Origin of the sequence: Rhizobium sp. Root483D2 (assembly GCF_001426685.1) — a bacterium.
Taxonomy (GTDB): Bacteria; Pseudomonadota; Alphaproteobacteria; order Rhizobiales; family Rhizobiaceae; genus Pararhizobium; species Pararhizobium qamdonense.
In genome coordinates this window covers 56,673-72,208 of record NZ_LMFB01000005.1, presented here as the reverse complement: position 1 = coordinate 72,208, position 15,536 = coordinate 56,673, and the positions used below count along the sequence as shown (strand labels likewise).

General features: G+C 61.0%; 11 protein-coding genes. 6 read left to right on the top strand and 5 right to left on the bottom strand.

The genetic code is table 11. The features are described from left to right. Positions 1-91: 91 nt before the first annotated feature. The 6 genes from ASD32_RS03865 (at position 92) to ASD32_RS03840 (ending at position 7,028) form a co-directional block, all read left to right on the top strand. Positions 92-1,126, top strand: coding sequence for a 4-hydroxythreonine-4-phosphate dehydrogenase PdxA (locus ASD32_RS03865; protein WP_060636890.1), 1,035 nt, complete (start codon positions 92-94; stop codon positions 1,124-1,126). A gap of 69 nt (positions 1,127-1,195) precedes the next feature. Beyond that, the gene (locus ASD32_RS03860; RefSeq protein ID WP_060636586.1) at positions 1,196-2,185 is read left to right on the top strand and encodes a tripartite tricarboxylate transporter substrate binding protein; all 990 of its coding nucleotides are present in this window, start codon (positions 1,196-1,198) and stop codon (positions 2,183-2,185) included. A gap of 62 nt (positions 2,186-2,247) precedes the next feature. Continuing rightward, entirely contained in the window at positions 2,248-2,748 is a 501-nt protein-coding gene (locus tag ASD32_RS03855) for a tripartite tricarboxylate transporter TctB family protein (RefSeq protein ID WP_060636585.1), read from the top strand. 33 nt (positions 2,749-2,781) lie between these two features. Continuing rightward, positions 2,782-4,320, top strand: a complete 1,539-nt coding sequence (locus ASD32_RS03850; protein ID WP_060636584.1) for a tripartite tricarboxylate transporter permease — start codon at positions 2,782-2,784, stop codon at positions 4,318-4,320. Positions 4,321-4,359: 39 nt separating this feature from the next. After that, positions 4,360-5,313, top strand: a complete 954-nt coding sequence (locus ASD32_RS03845) for a sugar phosphate isomerase/epimerase family protein (protein WP_060636583.1) — start codon at positions 4,360-4,362, stop codon at positions 5,311-5,313. After that, positions 5,310-7,028, top strand: a complete 1,719-nt coding sequence (locus ASD32_RS03840; RefSeq protein ID WP_060636582.1) for a dihydroxyacetone kinase family protein — start codon at positions 5,310-5,312, stop codon at positions 7,026-7,028. The genes ASD32_RS03845 and ASD32_RS03840 overlap by 4 nt, the downstream gene beginning before the upstream one ends. Before the next feature lie 79 nt (positions 7,029-7,107). Here ASD32_RS03840 and ASD32_RS03835 read toward each other — a convergent pair whose 3' ends face one another. Genes ASD32_RS03835 through bcsA form a run of 5 tightly spaced genes read right to left on the bottom strand, consistent with a single transcriptional unit; the run spans position 7,108 to position 15,475 of the window. After that, a complete protein-coding gene (locus tag ASD32_RS03835) occupies positions 7,108-7,659 on the bottom strand; it encodes a glutathione peroxidase (RefSeq protein WP_060636888.1) in 552 nt (183 codons plus the stop codon). Between the two features lie 58 nt (positions 7,660-7,717). Beyond that, positions 7,718-9,895: a tetratricopeptide repeat protein gene (locus ASD32_RS03830; RefSeq protein WP_060636581.1), complete on the bottom strand. Its 2,178-nt coding sequence runs from the start codon at positions 9,893-9,895 to the stop codon at positions 7,718-7,720. After that, positions 9,892-10,944 carry a glycosyl hydrolase family 8 gene (locus ASD32_RS03825; RefSeq protein WP_060636580.1) on the bottom strand — a complete coding sequence of 351 codons (1,053 nt, stop codon included), beginning with the start codon at positions 10,942-10,944 and terminating at the stop codon, positions 9,892-9,894. The genes ASD32_RS03830 and ASD32_RS03825 overlap by 4 nt, the downstream gene beginning before the upstream one ends. Continuing rightward, positions 10,941-13,292: a cellulose biosynthesis cyclic di-GMP-binding regulatory protein BcsB gene (locus ASD32_RS03820; protein WP_060636579.1), complete on the bottom strand. Its 2,352-nt coding sequence runs from the start codon at positions 13,290-13,292 to the stop codon at positions 10,941-10,943. The genes ASD32_RS03825 and ASD32_RS03820 overlap by 4 nt, the downstream gene beginning before the upstream one ends. Then, on the bottom strand, positions 13,289-15,475 hold the full coding sequence (bcsA, locus tag ASD32_RS03815) for a UDP-forming cellulose synthase catalytic subunit (protein WP_060636578.1): 2,187 nt from the start codon (positions 15,473-15,475) through the stop codon (positions 13,289-13,291). The genes ASD32_RS03820 and bcsA overlap by 4 nt, the downstream gene beginning before the upstream one ends. Positions 15,476-15,536: the final 61 nt, after the last annotated feature.

Here is a 15,536-nt window from a genome sequence, read left to right as displayed (position 1 = left end):
AAAAATGCTGCATACAGCATACAAAAGACTTGATGCAGAATTTTGAATGACGTATGACGATGGCAACAGCATGAAGCGGAGGACCTTCACCATGACCCTGAATACCGACGATGCGCGTCCCGTCATTGCGCTCGCCATGGGCGATCCTGCGGGCATCAGCCCCGAACTGACCGCCAAGCTCATTGCGATGGAAGACATCCGCGATGCGGCCCATCTGGTCGTCATCGGCGATCGCCGCATTCTGGACGAGGGTGCGCAAAGCGCCGGGCTGACGCTCGATCTCGCGTCCGCAACGCTTGAGAATTTCGAAAGTGCAGGCACGCAAAAACACGTGTTCATCGACCTCGCCCATCTCGACCCGGCAGATGTCGATCGCGGCGAAGCGACGCTTGCGGGCGGCACGTTTGCCACCACCAATTTCCGCACGGCCCTGCAATTGGCCGACACGGGCCGGGCGCAGGCGGTCTGCTTCACGCCCTTCAACAAGAAGGCAATGCGTTTTGCCTATCCCGGCTATGACGACGAAATCCGTTTCGTCGCCGATGTCATCGGCTTTACCGGCAAGGTGCGTGAGTTCAACGTTCTTGAAAAAGTCTGGAATGCGCGCGTCACCTCGCATATTCCGCTGTCCGAAGTTGCCGCCAGTCTGTCGGTCGATGGTATCCTGGCGGAAATCGAATTGACGCGGCAATGCCTGAAGGCGGCCGGTTACGAGAACCCGCGCATCGCGGTCGCAGGCCTCAACCCGCATGCCGGCGATGGCGGCAGCTTCGGCATGGAAGAAATCGATATTATCGAGCCGGCCGTGCAGTTTGCCCGCCAGCGCGGATGGGATGTCGAAGGCCCCTTCCCGGCCGATACTGTCTTTCTGCGCGCACTGAAGGAAGGGTTTCAGGCGGTCCTGACCATGTATCACGACCAGGGCCAGATCGCGATGAAGATGATGGGTTTCGACAAGGGCGTCACCATGATGGGCGGACTGCCATTCGCCCTGTGCACGCCCGCTCACGGCACGGCATACGACATTGCCGGCAAGGGCATTGCCGATGCCGGGGCAAGCCGTGAGGCCATTCTTCTGGCTGCGCGCATGGCGAAAAGAAGTGCGGCGCAGGCCGCCGCTGCCTGAATTCGAACGGTTTTCGTTTCTACCGGCGTGGAGGAGGTCCACGCCGTCCAATCAACGGAGGAGTCTAAGATGAAAAATTCGGTCTCAATCGCATGCATCATGGCAGCCGCGTTCGGCGTCGCTGCCCCGGCCATGGCCTTCGAGCCCAACCGTCCCGTCGAGTTCGTCGTGACGGCCGGTCCCGGCGGCGGCACGGATATTTTTGCCCGCACCATCCAGTCGATCATCGCCAAATATGAGCTGATGAAAGCGCCTGTGGTCGTGACCAACAAGGGCAGCGCCGGCGGTGCGGAAGGCTTCGTCTATACCGCAGGCTACAAGGGTGATGCCTATAAGCTCGCCTTCGGCACCAACAATGCCTATCTTCTGCCGGTCCGCGCCAAGGTGCCCTACAAATCGGAAGACCTGACGCCGGTCGCAGCCCTTGCAGCCGATGAATTCGTGCTCTGGGTCAACGGCAAGGCCGACATCAAGACAGCCGCCGATTTCGTTGAAAAGGCGAAGGAATCCGGCAATTACAAGGTTGGCGGAAGCCAGTCGAAAGACGTCGACCAGATCCTGACCTCGATGATCAATGAAGCATCAGGCACCAAGCTCGGCTATATCCCGTTCAAAAGCGGCGGCGAAGCAGCCGTTCAATTGGCCGGCGAGCATATTGCCGCCAACGTCAACAATCCCAGCGAGAATCTTGGCCAGTGGCAGGCAGGCATGGTCAAGCCGGTTTGCGTCTTCAAGTCCGAAAAGCTGAAGAGCGACGGCAAGGTTGCCGGCGAACTCGGCTGGGGCGATATCCCGACCTGCAAGGAAAGCGGCATCGCAATCGAAAACTATTCCATGCCCCGCACCGTCTGGCTGCCCTCGGGCGTCGAGCAGGACGTTGTTGATTTCTACGCCGGCGTGTTGAAGAAGGTATCGGAAACGCCGGAATGGGCCAAGTATCTGACGGATACGTCGCAGTCGGCTGATTACATGAGCGGCACCCAGCTTGCCGATTTCATCAAGACCAACGAGGCTTCCGTGACGCAAGTGCTGACGCGCGAAGGCTGGCTGGCCAACTGAACCCATCAAGGTTCCCTGCGGGCGCTTTTACAGCGTCCGCATTCACCGGAAAGGTTTGAACGATGAGCGAGAACAGCGCCAGGGGCTTGTCCCGTTTCGCGATGGAAATCGGCGTCGCCCTCTTGACCGGCGCCTTCGGGGCCGCAGTCTGCTACGGATCGGTCGAGGCCGGTACCGGCTGGACCGACATGGGGCCGGACGCCGGGTATTTTCCCTTCTATATCGGCCTTCTGATCCTGTTCGGGAGTGCCGCAAATCTGATCGGTGCCTTGATCAAGCATCGCGGCACAGGCGAAATCTTCTTCGAGGCGGCGCGCTTCAAGGTGGTTCTGTCGTTCCTGCTGCCGCTCGTCGCCTTTGCTGCGGTCTCGACGTTTCTCGGTCTTTACATCGGAACGGCGCTTTACATCGCCGGTGCGATGACGTTCCAGGGCCGCTACAAATGGTGGATCGGCCTGCCTGCGGGGATCACCGTCTCGCTTCTCTTCTTCGTCATCTTCGAAATCGGCTTCAAGGTTCCGCTCCTGAAAGGTCCGGTCGAGGCGTGGTTCGGGATCTACTGATCCCGCCGCCTTGTAGTCTTTAGGAGGAAAGACATGGAAAATATCGGTCTCCTGATCGACGGCTTCGGCCATATCCTGAGCTTCAATCATATTCTGTTGATGATGCTCGGCGTTACGCTCGGCATTCTCGTCGGCGTGCTTCCCGGTCTTGGTGCGCCCAATGGCGTGTCGCTGCTTTTGCCGCTGACTTTTTCGATGGACCCGATTTCCGCGATCATCCTGTTGTCCTGCATGTACTGGGGCGCCCTGTTTGGCGGATCGACGACGTCGATCCTGTTCAATATCCCCGGCGAGCCATCGTCCGTCGCCACGACCTTTGACGGCTACCCGATGGCGAAATCCGGCCAGGCAAGCCGGGCGCTGACGCTCGCCTTCGTCTCTGCCGGTATCGGGGCGCTGGCCGGCGTGGTGATGATCACGCTGCTGTCCGGCTGGGTCGCCAATTTCGCGCTGCGCTTCTCGTCGCCGGAATATTTTGCCGTCTATTTCCTCGCATTTGCCAGCTTCATCTCCATGGGTGCGCAATCGCCGTTCAAGACGCTGGTTTCGATGATGCTCGGCTTTGCGCTGGCGTCGGTCGGCATGGATACGATCTCCGGCAATCTGCGTCTTACCTTCGATATTCCCGAGTTGATCAAGGGTGTCTCCTTCCTGATCGCCGTCATGGGCCTGTTCGGGATCGGCGAACTGCTTTTGACGACCGAGGAAGGTCTGCGCTTTGAAGGCATCAAGGCGCGCGTCAAGCTTTCCGAGATCGGCCGCACGCTCAGGGAAATGCCGCGCTACTGGTTCACCATCCTGCGCTCCACCTTCATCGGCATCTGGATGGGAATCACGCCCGCCGGTCCGACGGCGGCGTCCTTCATGAGCTACGGCGTTGCCCGCCGTTCGGCCCGTGACAAGTCAATGTTCGGCAAGGGTGATCCGCGCGGGATCGTGGCGCCGGAAACGGCCGACCATTCGGCCGGAACTTCAGCCCTGCTGCCGATGCTGGCGCTCGGCGTTCCCGGATCCGCCACCGCCGCCGTCATGATGGGCGGCCTGATGATCTGGGGTCTGACGCCTGGTCCGACGCTGTTTACCGACCGGCCGGATTTCGTCTGGGGTCTGATCGCCTCGATGTATCTCGGCAATATCGTCGCCGTGATCCTGGTGCTTGCCACCGTGCCGCTTTATGCGTCGATCCTGCGCGTCCCTTTTGCCATCATTGGTCCGATCATTGTCGCCGTGATCTTCTCCGGCGCCTACCAGGTGGCGAATTCGGTCCTGGATATCTGGCTGGTCATCGCCTTCGGCCTGCTCGGCTATATCTTCAAGAAGCTGGAATATCCGCTGGCTCCGCTGGTTCTCGCCATGGTTCTCGGCGACAAGGCCGAGGATGCTTTCCGCCAGTCGATGCTGATGTCGAACGGCGAACTCTCGATCTTCTGGTCGAACAGCCTCGTCTCCGGCCTGATGGCATTGGGCCTTGCGCTGCTCCTGTCGCCGCTGGTGTTCTGGCTGATAGGGCTCGTGCGTGGCGGCAAGAAGGACGCAAGCCCGCCTGTCGATGATGGAAAACCGGTGGCCTGAGCGGCTGCAGCATCTCCCGGATCTGTGAAGGATGACACCATGACCGCTGAACCGCGCCGGTGGAACAGAGAGAATTGGCCGATCGCGGCCGCAATGATCCAGTATCCAAACACCCTGCCCGGCGGGCGTTCGGTCCAGGATCAATCGGTCGAGGAATGGAAAGAAACGCTTGCCGAGGTCGTTGACGCCGGTTTTATCGAGCTAGACCCGACCGATAGCTGGCTCCGGCTTGCCGACCTTTCGCCCGCACGGCTTGACGCCTTCATGGCATTGACGCGGTCGCTGGGGCTGACGATCCCCGCGATCTCGACGGCGCGCCGAAGCGTGATCGACGCAAAATTTGGCGACGAGTACCTCGCCTATGGACACCGGGTCATCGACACTGCCAAGGCGATCGGCGCCGGGTCCGTGTCCTTCGGCCTGTTCGAGCCATTAACGGAGGCGCAAAAGAAGGCGTTGTGGTTCTGGACCGTCGATGGCGCGAAAAATCCGGACGATGCGGCGACATGGGGCAAGGCCGTGTCGCGGATACGGGAACTGGGACGTCACGCCGAAGAACTCGGCATCGAGCTGGCATTGGAGATGTACGAGGATACTTATCTGGGCACGGCGGAAAGTTCGGTCCGTTTTGTCGAGGAGATCGGGCTTGCCAATGTCGGGATCAATGCGGATCTGGGCAATCTCATCCGGCTGCACCGCCCGGTCGAGCACTGGCAGGACATGATGGCGAAGGTCGCGCCCTATGCGAAATACTGGCATGTGAAGAACTATACCCGCACCGAGGATCCGGCATCGGGCGTCATCGTCACGCATCCCGCCCCGCTCGAATCAGGTATCATCAACTATCGCGCCGCCATCCGCATGGCGCTGGCCCACGGCTTTTCGAGCCCCTTCCTGTGTGAACATTATGGCGGCGACGGGCTATCCGTCAGCGCCGCAAACCGCAATTATCTGAGGCGCATCCTGCCTCAAGACCAAGGACCGACGTCATGACGACAATTTTCGATGAGCCCGAGGATTTCGCAACCGCTGCACTTCAAGGCTTTGCCGCGATCTACGGCCGCTACGTCCGCCATGTGAAGGGCGGCGTGCTGCGCTCGACCAAGGTTCCAAAGGGCAAGGTCTCGGTGGTGATCGGCGGCGGCTCCGGTCATTATCCGGCTTTCGCCGGTTATGTCGGTCCGGGCCTTGCCGATGCGGCGGTGGCGGGCGATGTGTTTGCCTCCCCCTCGACGGCGGCAGTGGCGCGCGTCTGCCGCCATGCGGACCAGGGCGGCGGCATCCTGCTGGGTTTCGGCAATTATGCCGGTGACGTCCTGAATTTCGGGGTTGCTGCCGAACGGCTGAGGGCTGAGGGCATCGACGTGCGCATCGTGCCGGTGACCGATGACGTGGCGAGTGCGCCGATGGATGCGGCGGCAAAGCGCCGGGGCATTGCCGGCGATCTCGTCGTCTTCAAGATTGCCGGGGCTGCGGCGGAAGCGGGTATGAACCTCGATGAGGTCGAGCGTCTGACGCGCCACGCCAATGACCGCACCGTGTCCTTCGGCGTCGCCTTCAAGGGCTGCACGCTTCCGGGCGCTTCCGGTCCATTGTTTACGGTCCCGCACGGCCAGATGGCCCTCGGTCTTGGCATTCACGGCGAGCCGGGCATCCGGGAAGAGGCCATTATCCCCGCCAAGGATCTGGCCAAGCTCCTGACGGACAAGCTGCTGGCCGAGCGCCCTGCCGGGACGACAAAGGCCGGCGTCATCCTCAACGGCCTGGGGGCAACGAAATACGAAGAGCTGTTCGTGCTCTGGACGTCGGTTGCGGCGCTTCTCAAGGATGCGGGTCTGGACATCGTCGCACCGGAAGCGGGAGAGTTCGTCACCAGCCTCGATATGCAGGGTTGCTCGCTGACGCTGCTCTGGCTCGACGATGAGCTGGAACCTCTCTGGTCGGCCGCCTGCGACACGCCTGTGCTGCGCCGTGGCGCAACCTTTTCGACGGAGCCGGCAACCGATGCGCTGGACGACAGCGAAGGAAAGATGGTGTTTGCGCCCGCTTCCGAAGCATCCAGACAGGGCGGTGAATGCGTCGCCGGTTTGCTTGCGGTCATCGCTGCAGCGCTCAAGGATGCCGAAGACGAACTTGGCCGGATCGATGCGCAGGCGGGCGACGGCGATCATGGCCAGGGCATGCGGCGCGGTTCCGCCGCCGCACGCGATGCTGCCAACGCAGCCGTTGCCGCAGGCGCTGGTGCCGCAAGTGTTCTGGCCGTTGCCGGTGACGCCTGGGCGGATAGGGCCGGCGGCACATCCGGTGCGATCTGGGGACTTCTGCTGCGCTCCTGGAGCAATGCGCTGAGCGACAATGATGCGATCGGAAAGGATGCCGCCGTCAAGGGCGCCCGGCTGGCGCTGGATGGCGTGACCCGGCTTGGCCGCGCCCGGCTCGGCGACAAGACGCTGGTCGATGCGCTGATCCCATTTGTCGAAACGCTGGAGCGTGAGGCAGAATCGGGGAAATTGCTGCCGCAGGCCTGGTCTTTGGCGGCAGAGGCTGCAAAAATCGCAGCGGATGCGACCTCAGCGCTCACCCCGAAACTGGGCCGCGCCCGGCCGCTGGCTGAAAAAAGCATCGGCCATCCCGATGCCGGAGCGATCTCGCTGGCGCTCGTTGCGCGGGTGGCTGCAGATTATATCGAAAAGAAATCAGCGCGGTAATGCGCACCGCATTTGTTGCGACCGGCTTTGCGTTTACCGCATGGCCGGTCGTTCTTGTTTCCGGACAGATTGCGCCGTCTCAACCGCGCTGTGACAGTTCCCGATCGATCGCCGAGACAAGGCGTGCATCCTCAGCGGTGACATCCGGTGAAAAGCGGGCGGCGACCTTGCCGTCGCGGCCGATCAGGAATTTTTCGAAATTCCACAGGACGTCGGCTTTGTTTTCCGGATCAACGCCATAGCCCTTCAGCCGGTCGCGCATCGGACCTTCACCGATGGCGTCGGGTGCGATTGCCGTCAGGCTGCGATACAGCGGGTGAACGCCCTCCCCCTTGACGGAAATCTTTGCAAAGATCGGGAATTGCACATCATAGGTGCTGGTGCAGAATTCGATGATCTCGGCTTCCGTTCCCGGCTCCTGCTGCATGAAATTGTTTGAGGGAAAGGCAAGGACGACCAATCCCGCATCGCGTTTGGCCTCATACAGCTTTTCCAGGCCCTCATACTGAACCGTCAGCCCGCATTTCGATGCGACGTTGACGACCAGCATCACGCGGCCACGAAATTCGGCGAGGGTCGTCAAGCGGCCGTCGGCTGTCTTGACCGGAATATCCAAAGGGGAAGATGTCACGTTGTCCACTCCGCTCCCTGTGATGCTCAGGAAGAGCGGGGGGAGCTTTGCGTCCCGATCAACCTTTTCTATCCGTTATATCGTGGATGACGCCAAGTCCACGCTGGCCATCGCGATTGCCGATGGCAGCCAGCGCCTCGAACACCCGCCGTGCGTCGTCGTAGCGTTTCAGCTTGAGATAGGCATAGCCCCGCAACGTCAAAAGGTCGGTCCGTTCCGGCGCGATCTGCTTCAACTGATCCAGCGCAAGCAGCGCTTCGCGCGGCCGGCCGGCGTCGAACGCCGCCACAGCCTTGTCGGCCAGAAGCGCCTGTTGCAGTTCGAAGGCGCGTTGACGGTTTTGCGGCGCCTTGACGGCGGAGACGGCAGCTTTGCCGGCAAGACCAGCGCGCAGATAGGCAAGGCTCTGGCCATAGGCGGCGTCCTCACGCGTTTTTGCCGAAGAGCCAAGCATTCCAACCTCGAAGGCCGCGGCCGCTTCGATCGGCCTGTTACGCTCCATCAGGCACCAGCCGCGCGTCAACGCTGCTTCCGGAGCAAGCGTCTGCGGATTGATCGTCGATTTGCAACCCCGGTCGACCGGGGCCGTCCGGCGCGGCCGCGCCGAAACAACCTGTTCGCTCTGTTCAGAGCGCTCGTATTCCACATCCTGCGCGACCACAACGGTGCGCTGCTGCTGCCGCCGGATGGGAACCGTTTCATTGGCAACAGGCAGCTGGTGCTTGGCGACGTCTGGCTGTTCGACCTCGCCAACCTTGGCAATGCGTTCAGACCGTCCAGCCCAGAGGCGCTGGATTTCGGTCAGGCCCTTCAGGTCATCCAGTTGCAGATAGGTCACGGCCAGGCCGTAAGCCGACGGCTCGTCGTCGAGCTTCCAGCTGAGTGCAGTGCGAAACCATTGCAGGGCCGTTTGCGGCTGGTTCAGCGCGCGGGCATACCAGCCGAACTGCTGGGCCGTGGCCGCATCGCGTGATTTGATCACCTCTGTGGCAATGCGCTTCAAGACGTCACCGGTGATGGCAACCGGTGGTTCCAGTGCCAGAAGGTTGGCGGTCGCCGCGAGATAGACGGCCTTTGCTTCCTTGGAATCGTCGCGCCAGCGAAACATGGTATCTTCGGCGGCGAGCTGGTCGTTGCGATCGATCAAGGTCAGGGCAAGGCCCTGCGAAGCCGACGCCGTGTCTTCCTTGTCGCGCGCCTTGCGGAACCATTTTTCGGCCGTTTCCATGTCGCCACGCGGCAGGTAGTACCAGCCGAGCAACAGGGCATCGGAAGCAAGGCCACCGGTTTCGGCAAGGCGCTCGATGCGCGAGAGATATTGCGGTGGCACGACGATCTTTCCGTCGGCATTGGCTTCGGCAACGAACCGGCGCGCGAGATCGTCGCGAATACTGTCGAATTCCATCGTGCCGTCAGGCGCCGTCTTTTCCTTCGCAAGCAGGTCTTCGACACTCTTGGAGGGAAGAATGGCGGCGGCCTTTTGAACCGTGGCAAGCCGCTCGGCAGCATTCTGGCAATTGTTCAGGATATAGCCATAGGCGTCTGTCGCGCGCTGGGCCTTATCGGTGCGGAAAAAGGCTTCGGCCACGCGCCAGAGAACATCGACCTCGCTGCAGGTGAGCAGGCTCGGTGTTTCGGAGCCGATCCGCACGACGGTGTCATATTGCTTGAGGTCAGAGGCATTGATCAGCCGCGCGCGCGCTTCGGCGACGGTCAAGCGGTCGATCAGATCCGCAGGCGGTTTCCATGCGGGTTCCGCCGTCTGGCGTTCTGCGATAGCCTTGCGGACCTCGGCGTAGCGGGACTGGGCGTAAAGGTCCCACATCGTCTCCAGCTGCTTGTCCTCGTTTTGAGGAACCGCGAGGGGATCCTTTGGCGGCACCCAATCCGGATACAACGCCTTCAAACGCGAGATTTCGGCCTGCAGCCTGGCCGTATCGCCACGGCTGGCAAAATAGCGCAACGCGCTCTCGTCCACCGTCGCCGCAGTCGCTGCCGTCACCACGCTGTCGAGAACGGGCCGGGCAGATCGCTTGATTTCCCGGAAGACCGGCGTGCTTGCGCCATTGACGCCCGTGTTCGACTGCTGCGCCAAGCGTGGCGACAGCGATGTGGGCTCTTCCGCATCCATCAGGGAAAGGGATCGCATGGCATTCTTGACGTAGTCAGGCTTGTTCATCCCGAAGACGATAATGGCGAGGACCGCTGCTGATAATGCGATGAAGGTGGACTTCATAAGCACTCCGGCTGCTGAGCAGCTATAAAGGATAGCCCCAGCAAATGGAGCGTCGAAGGATAATAGCGGGTCGGCGCGAATTGCTTCACATCTTCCGGTACCGCCGTCTTGTCCAACACACAGGCCAGAATATAGTTAATTATTCGATAACCCGGATCGGCAAGGCTGTCCTTCGGCAAGCCGGATACTATATCTATAGTTGCGTATCCTCCATTTGCACCAGTTGTTCCGCGCATCAGCCGTGTCAAAAGATCCCGGTCTTTCACCCCGGCGCGCACGAGATAAAGCGGAATGCGCACGGCATTATATCCGAATTCGGCGGGGAAACCCATCGCAGGACCCGGTGCCGATTTCAGGGAGACCCAATCTGCGGGAAGTTGTTTCGGGCCGAAGCGAAGTTCGCCGAGAAGGGCAAGACCATCGGTACGAAGCTTCGACCAGACCGGCGATGGGGCCAGTTGATTCAAGACCGGAAAGGCTTCGAAAATCCAGTAGGACGGATTGATGACCGGGCCGTCTTCGCGGTCGCCGGCGGCAAACCCGGTTGCGGCCGGGAGGAGCAATGTCCGGCCGGAGATTTGGAGAATCGTCTTTTCCAGAATGGCCCTGGCTATGCTGGCGCCATTTTGGGTGTAATCCGGCCGGTTCCATTGTGTGCCCGCCAATCCCAGCGCATAGGCAATCAGAATATCGCCATCGGTCGCATTGTTGATGTCGGTGACATGCGGTTTTGTGGCGGGGTTCCATTTCCAGGCTGCAAGGCCATCGCTGCGCAACAGCAGTTCAGTGCGGGTAAACGACCAGATCAGTTCGAAATCTGCGGCGTTGCCGGCAAGCACGGCCAGCAAAAGCCCGTAGCCTTGGCCTTCGCTATGGCTGATATTGCCGTTGGCATCGTCGATGATGCGGCCGCCCGGATCAAGGAATTTCGCCTTGTAGGCTTGCCAGGCCTCGGCTGCGATCAGGGGCTGCTGAGCGGCCGCCGGGGTACCCGCCAGACAAAAGCTGAACAGTCCTGCAAGGAAGGCCGCCAGCAGTTTCGTCCTCATTTCCGCCGCCCGAGGTTGCCCAGCATCGTCGCGGTTGCCAGGCCGAGGATGACGGCCAGCACGGCGAGCAGCACAGCGTAGGACAGGATGTTCGTCGATAGCCAATTGGCGGCGATAAGCCGGTAATTGAAGAATGATCCGGGCTGGGTCGGCACGAACTGGAAGCTGTTCACCGGCACGGTCTGCACCGTCTTGGTGCCGGCTTCATAGGTCGAAATGCGCCCGGCAAGCTGTTCCCAGTTTGCATGTCCGCTTAAGGCCTGCATGTTGTCGCGCAGATCCTTGCCGGTCGGCGCGGCAAGGACCGTCCAGGTCCCCGATCCATCCGGGCTCGCGGCCTGCGCCATCAGCAGCGACGCGTCGCTTGACGGCATGAAGCTGGTTTCCGACCTTGGCGCGAAGCGGAGCGAAGTCAGCGTGATGTCGAAATTCTGCTTCAGCCAGCCTTCAAGCGCGCTGATCTGGGCGCTGAACGGACCGTCCTTCAGCTTATCGCGCCACTCGTTATAGGCGGCCTGCGTATCGACCCCTTGAGCCTGGGCGCCCGTGTTCGGGCCCCACGTGTTCCGGCTCGCTTCCGAGATGTTCATCTGCGTAAACACCGCTGGCGGCATCTGCGAGAGCGAGCCGATAAAGATGGCGCTCCTGTTGCCGATCAATGCCGGCGATGCGACCGTTTCGACGGGAAGCGGGTGTCCGGCGGATGCGGCAAGCCGTCCAAGGAATGTCGCCGCCGCCGAAAGCGTGTTGGTGTCGATCCGGTCCAGGAACAGCGGAACGGGATCAGGGGTCCTGTTATAGGGCGCCCCGGTCCCGGCGGTCGCCGCGAGATTGGGCAACTGGCCGACCCGGGCAAAATCCGGCATGTGGAATTCGGACGTATCGAACAGCGCAAAGCGGGGCGCGTCCGTGCCGGTTGCGCCAGGCGCACAGACCTTGTCGCTTTCCGTTGACAGAATGGCTTCGATGGCAATCGTGTTCACGCCTGGACGGAAATGCCGCATCGTGACGTTGATCGGCAGATGACGAAGCAATCCGCCGCCTGATGACGTAATCGGCACGGTCGAGGCGATACTGTCATTGACGTAGATATCGATATGACTGCCCGGCAGCACGGCCGAAGAATAGGCCGCGTCCAGAAGGATCACGGCTTCGCCATAGGAGGCGGCATAGAAATCGGACGGAACGCCGATCGTGAAGTCGGTTCGAAACCGCCTGCCGGAAAATTCCTCGGTCTTCAGCCCCAGCTGCGAAAAAGGCAGACGGCTATTGGAAAACAGGAACGGTGCATCCGGAGAGCGCCAGCGCTGCGTGGTGATGACATCACGGCGTGCAGGCAGGGAAACATCGGTCGGCGCAACGATGCTCTCGATCGCACTGCGGATCGCCTGCCATGTCGGGCCGGTGATCACCAGAACCGGCGACCCGGTTTTGGGGTCCTGTACGAAGCCGGCCACCGGCGCGGCGGCCGCGCCATCGGGCAAGGAGGCCAGCAGCGGCGACAGCTCGGCATTGGTGCCGACGAGGACTGTCATCTCTCCCGGCCCGGAGGGCGTGAGTTTGCTCGTTTCGAAAGAAAAGGATTGGTTCGGCATATCGGCCAGGACCGCCAAGCCCTGCGACAGGCGCATCAATGGTATCGTCGAGACCGGCTGTTCCAGCGCCGGGACGACAAAATTGAACCGGGTCAGACCGCCCTCATCGACGCCGATGGCCTTGATATCGTCAAGGCTCTGCATGCTCACCGGATCATTGGCGGTAAAGCTGAGAAAGGTTTTCTCGGCATCGACATTCGACCAGAGTTCGTAGGTCGACTGCACATCGCAATCGGTGCGGTGACGCTGGCTGGAGCGCAGGCGGATCAGGTTGGATCCCGGCTTCAGCAAGTCCTTAGGCAGGTCAAGACTGAGGTCGGAGACGGATTCCGGCGAGCGGATGGCTTCCTCGGCAATCTTCGTATTGTTGACCTCGACCGTCAGGCGGGAGGTTTCCGGGGCCACGAAAATAGAGTTCTGATAACCGAGATTGAGCTTTGCCCCCGAAGCCGCCTGTTGCGCGGTCAGATAGACAGACCAGAGGCGGTCTTCGAATTCGCCTGTCAGGCCAAGGCTGCCTTCCGGCAGGATATAACGCTGGAAGGGAACGGTCTCGACGGGTTCGGCAACCGGCGCAACCGTCACCGGCTGGGACCCGGCCGCACCATTGCCCTCGCCTTCCGGCGGCGCCGTCACTGCGGGACTGTCGGAAGCGGGCCGCTCCGGCGTCATGTCAAAGGGCAATGTCTGGGCGTTGAGCGGGCCAGCCGGCAAAGCAAGCAGCGTCAGAGCAAGGATGACGGCCTTGGTCATTTTTTCGCTCCCGCTGCAACCTTGGCCTTGCCGCCTCCACCGCGATTGCTGAAGAAATAGGCGAGCCCGCGGCTTGTCTGGTAAAAAGCCAGCCCGAAGAACCAGATCGTTCCCCGGAAAAGGCCCGGATTGCCACGGCGTGATAACTGGAATTCCGTCCATTGCTGGGAGTTTGCAAAAATCAGGTCGGCAACGAGACTGTGATCGCGGGCCGCTTCCGGCAGGTACTGGCAACCCATCGTGACGATATCGCCATCGACCTGCGTGTTACGGACGGCAACGGGAAGGATTTCCGCCGTTTCGCGGCCATGCGGCGTAAACCGGATCAGGCCGCGCGTGTTGACCGTAGGTGAGCCGATCGTCTTTGCATAGACATTGATGCGGGCACCATAGACCGAAACGTCGTCGATCGTTGCCGGATACCATTGTTCGCCCAGCCCGAATTCGCAGCGGCGCGTGACTTTGACCCGCCGCGTCGCCGACAATTCGCCGCGTTCGGAAACGACGCCGAGCGCGCAACCGGCGAGCACCAGATTGAGCAGGTTCCAGGCGCCCACCACCAGCGTCACGTCGGCCTTATAGGGCTCGGTATAGACCCGGTAGATGGTCACCAGAAGCGCAAGCAGCAGCACGCCGAAGATGATGAAGAACGGCCTGCTGATTTCAGACAAACGGCTGACGAGAACGGATTCATCCTTCGCCGTCACCTTGAAGCTCGGCTTCCTCGGATTGACGATCGCCGAGACAACGGCCGGCAGGAGGTGAACCGTCTGGACATATTCATAGAGCTCGGAGATCCAGGGCCAGCGGAAGGAGCCGTAGAGATAGTTCTGCATCATCAGGTTCACGAGCATATAGGCAAGGGTATAGCCCAGGAACTCGCCGCCGGACGCGGTGAAGATTTCCAGGTCGAAGAAGAGGTAACAGAGCGGCGCAAAGAGAAAGATCGTTCTTGGGAACGGAAAGAGCCAGAACAATGTCGAGGACATGTAGCAAAGCCGCTGCGGGATCGACAGGCCGCGCTTCAAGGGCGGGAATTTGAACCGCAGGATCTGCATCATGCCCTGCGCCCAGCGGCTGCGCTGACCGATAAAGCTGGCAAACGTCGCCGGTTGCAACCCGGCGATCAGCGGCCGGTCGACATAGACGCTGTTCCAGCCGCTGGCATGCAGGTCGATCGCGGTTTCGCAGTCTTCCGTGATGCTGACGCCGCTGAAGCCGCCGGTCTGGTCGAGCGCCTGACGGCGCAAAACGGCTGCCGAGCCGCAGAAGAACGAGGCGTTCCACTTGTCCAGTCCGCGCTGGATAATGCCGTAGAACATTTCGTTCTCGCTCGGCATCTTCTCGAAGGTGCGCAGATTGCGTTCGACCGGGTCGGGGTTGAGGAAGAAATGCGGGGTCTGAACGAGAAACAGCCGTGGATCGTCCTCAAAATAGCCGACCGTCTCCAGAAGAAAGTCTCTCGCGGGCGCGTGGTCGGCGTCGAAGACGGCGATCAGTTCGCCGTCAGAATGCGCCATGCCATTATTGAGATTGCCGGCCTTGGCATGCTCGTTGCGGTCGCGCGTCAGGTAGCGCACATCGAGATCGGCGCAGAGCGTCTGCAATTCCTGGTGCCGGGACTTGGCCGTTTGGCTTTCGAGCAGATTGGCCGAGCTTCGCTTCTGCAGCGTGCCGCCATCGTCAAGCAGCCATACGGTCAGCTTCTCGGCCGGGTAATCCATGGCCTTGGCTGCAGCCAATGTATTGGCCAGCAGATGCGAATCCTCATTATAGGTCGGTACGTAAACATCGACGCTTGGATATTTCCCCTCCGACGCAGCCCGCGACGGGCGCGACGGCAGCGGCATGGCGACGACGAATAGGCTGAGCGCCAGCATCATCACGCTGTACATTTCCGCAAGATAAAGCAGAAAGCCGGGAATGAAGTTTTCCAGCTGGTTGACCGGCGGCAGCGTGCTGGTCGTGCGCCAGTAGACGTAGCGCATCACGATCGCCGTGCCGAAAGCGAGCGCCGTCAGCCGCCATGTGCCCTCGGCTTTGAGGATTTTCAAAACAGCCATGAAGGTGACGACGGCAATACTGGCGATCAACTGGGTCTGCAGGTTGATCGGCAGCGTCACCAGCGCAATGACGCACAGGGAAGCTATTCCCCAGAAAAGAATGATACTCGCCTTGCGCATGGTTGGTGCCCTTCAGGAGGCCACCCGGTGACACGTCAGTGCCGGCGGACGCCCTCAAAAC

Coding starts and splice junctions, on each gene's coding strand:
- ASD32_RS03840 (WP_060636582.1), top strand. CDS start 5,310: ATGACGACAATTTTCGATGAGCCCGAGGATTTCGCAACCGCTGCACTT.
- ASD32_RS03860 (WP_060636586.1), top strand. CDS start 1,196: ATGAAAAATTCGGTCTCAATCGCATGCATCATGGCAGCCGCGTTCGGC.
- ASD32_RS03850 (WP_060636584.1), top strand. CDS start 2,782: ATGGAAAATATCGGTCTCCTGATCGACGGCTTCGGCCATATCCTGAGC.
- ASD32_RS03825 (WP_060636580.1), bottom strand. CDS start 10,944: ATGAGGACGAAACTGCTGGCGGCCTTCCTTGCAGGACTGTTCAGCTTT.
- ASD32_RS03820 (WP_060636579.1), bottom strand. CDS start 13,292: ATGACCAAGGCCGTCATCCTTGCTCTGACGCTGCTTGCTTTGCCGGCT.
- ASD32_RS03845 (WP_060636583.1), top strand. CDS start 4,360: ATGACCGCTGAACCGCGCCGGTGGAACAGAGAGAATTGGCCGATCGCG.
- ASD32_RS03865 (WP_060636890.1), top strand. CDS start 92: ATGACCCTGAATACCGACGATGCGCGTCCCGTCATTGCGCTCGCCATG.
- ASD32_RS03855 (WP_060636585.1), top strand. CDS start 2,248: ATGAGCGAGAACAGCGCCAGGGGCTTGTCCCGTTTCGCGATGGAAATC.
- ASD32_RS03830 (WP_060636581.1), bottom strand. CDS start 9,895: ATGAAGTCCACCTTCATCGCATTATCAGCAGCGGTCCTCGCCATTATC.
- bcsA (WP_060636578.1), bottom strand. CDS start 15,475: ATGCGCAAGGCGAGTATCATTCTTTTCTGGGGAATAGCTTCCCTGTGC.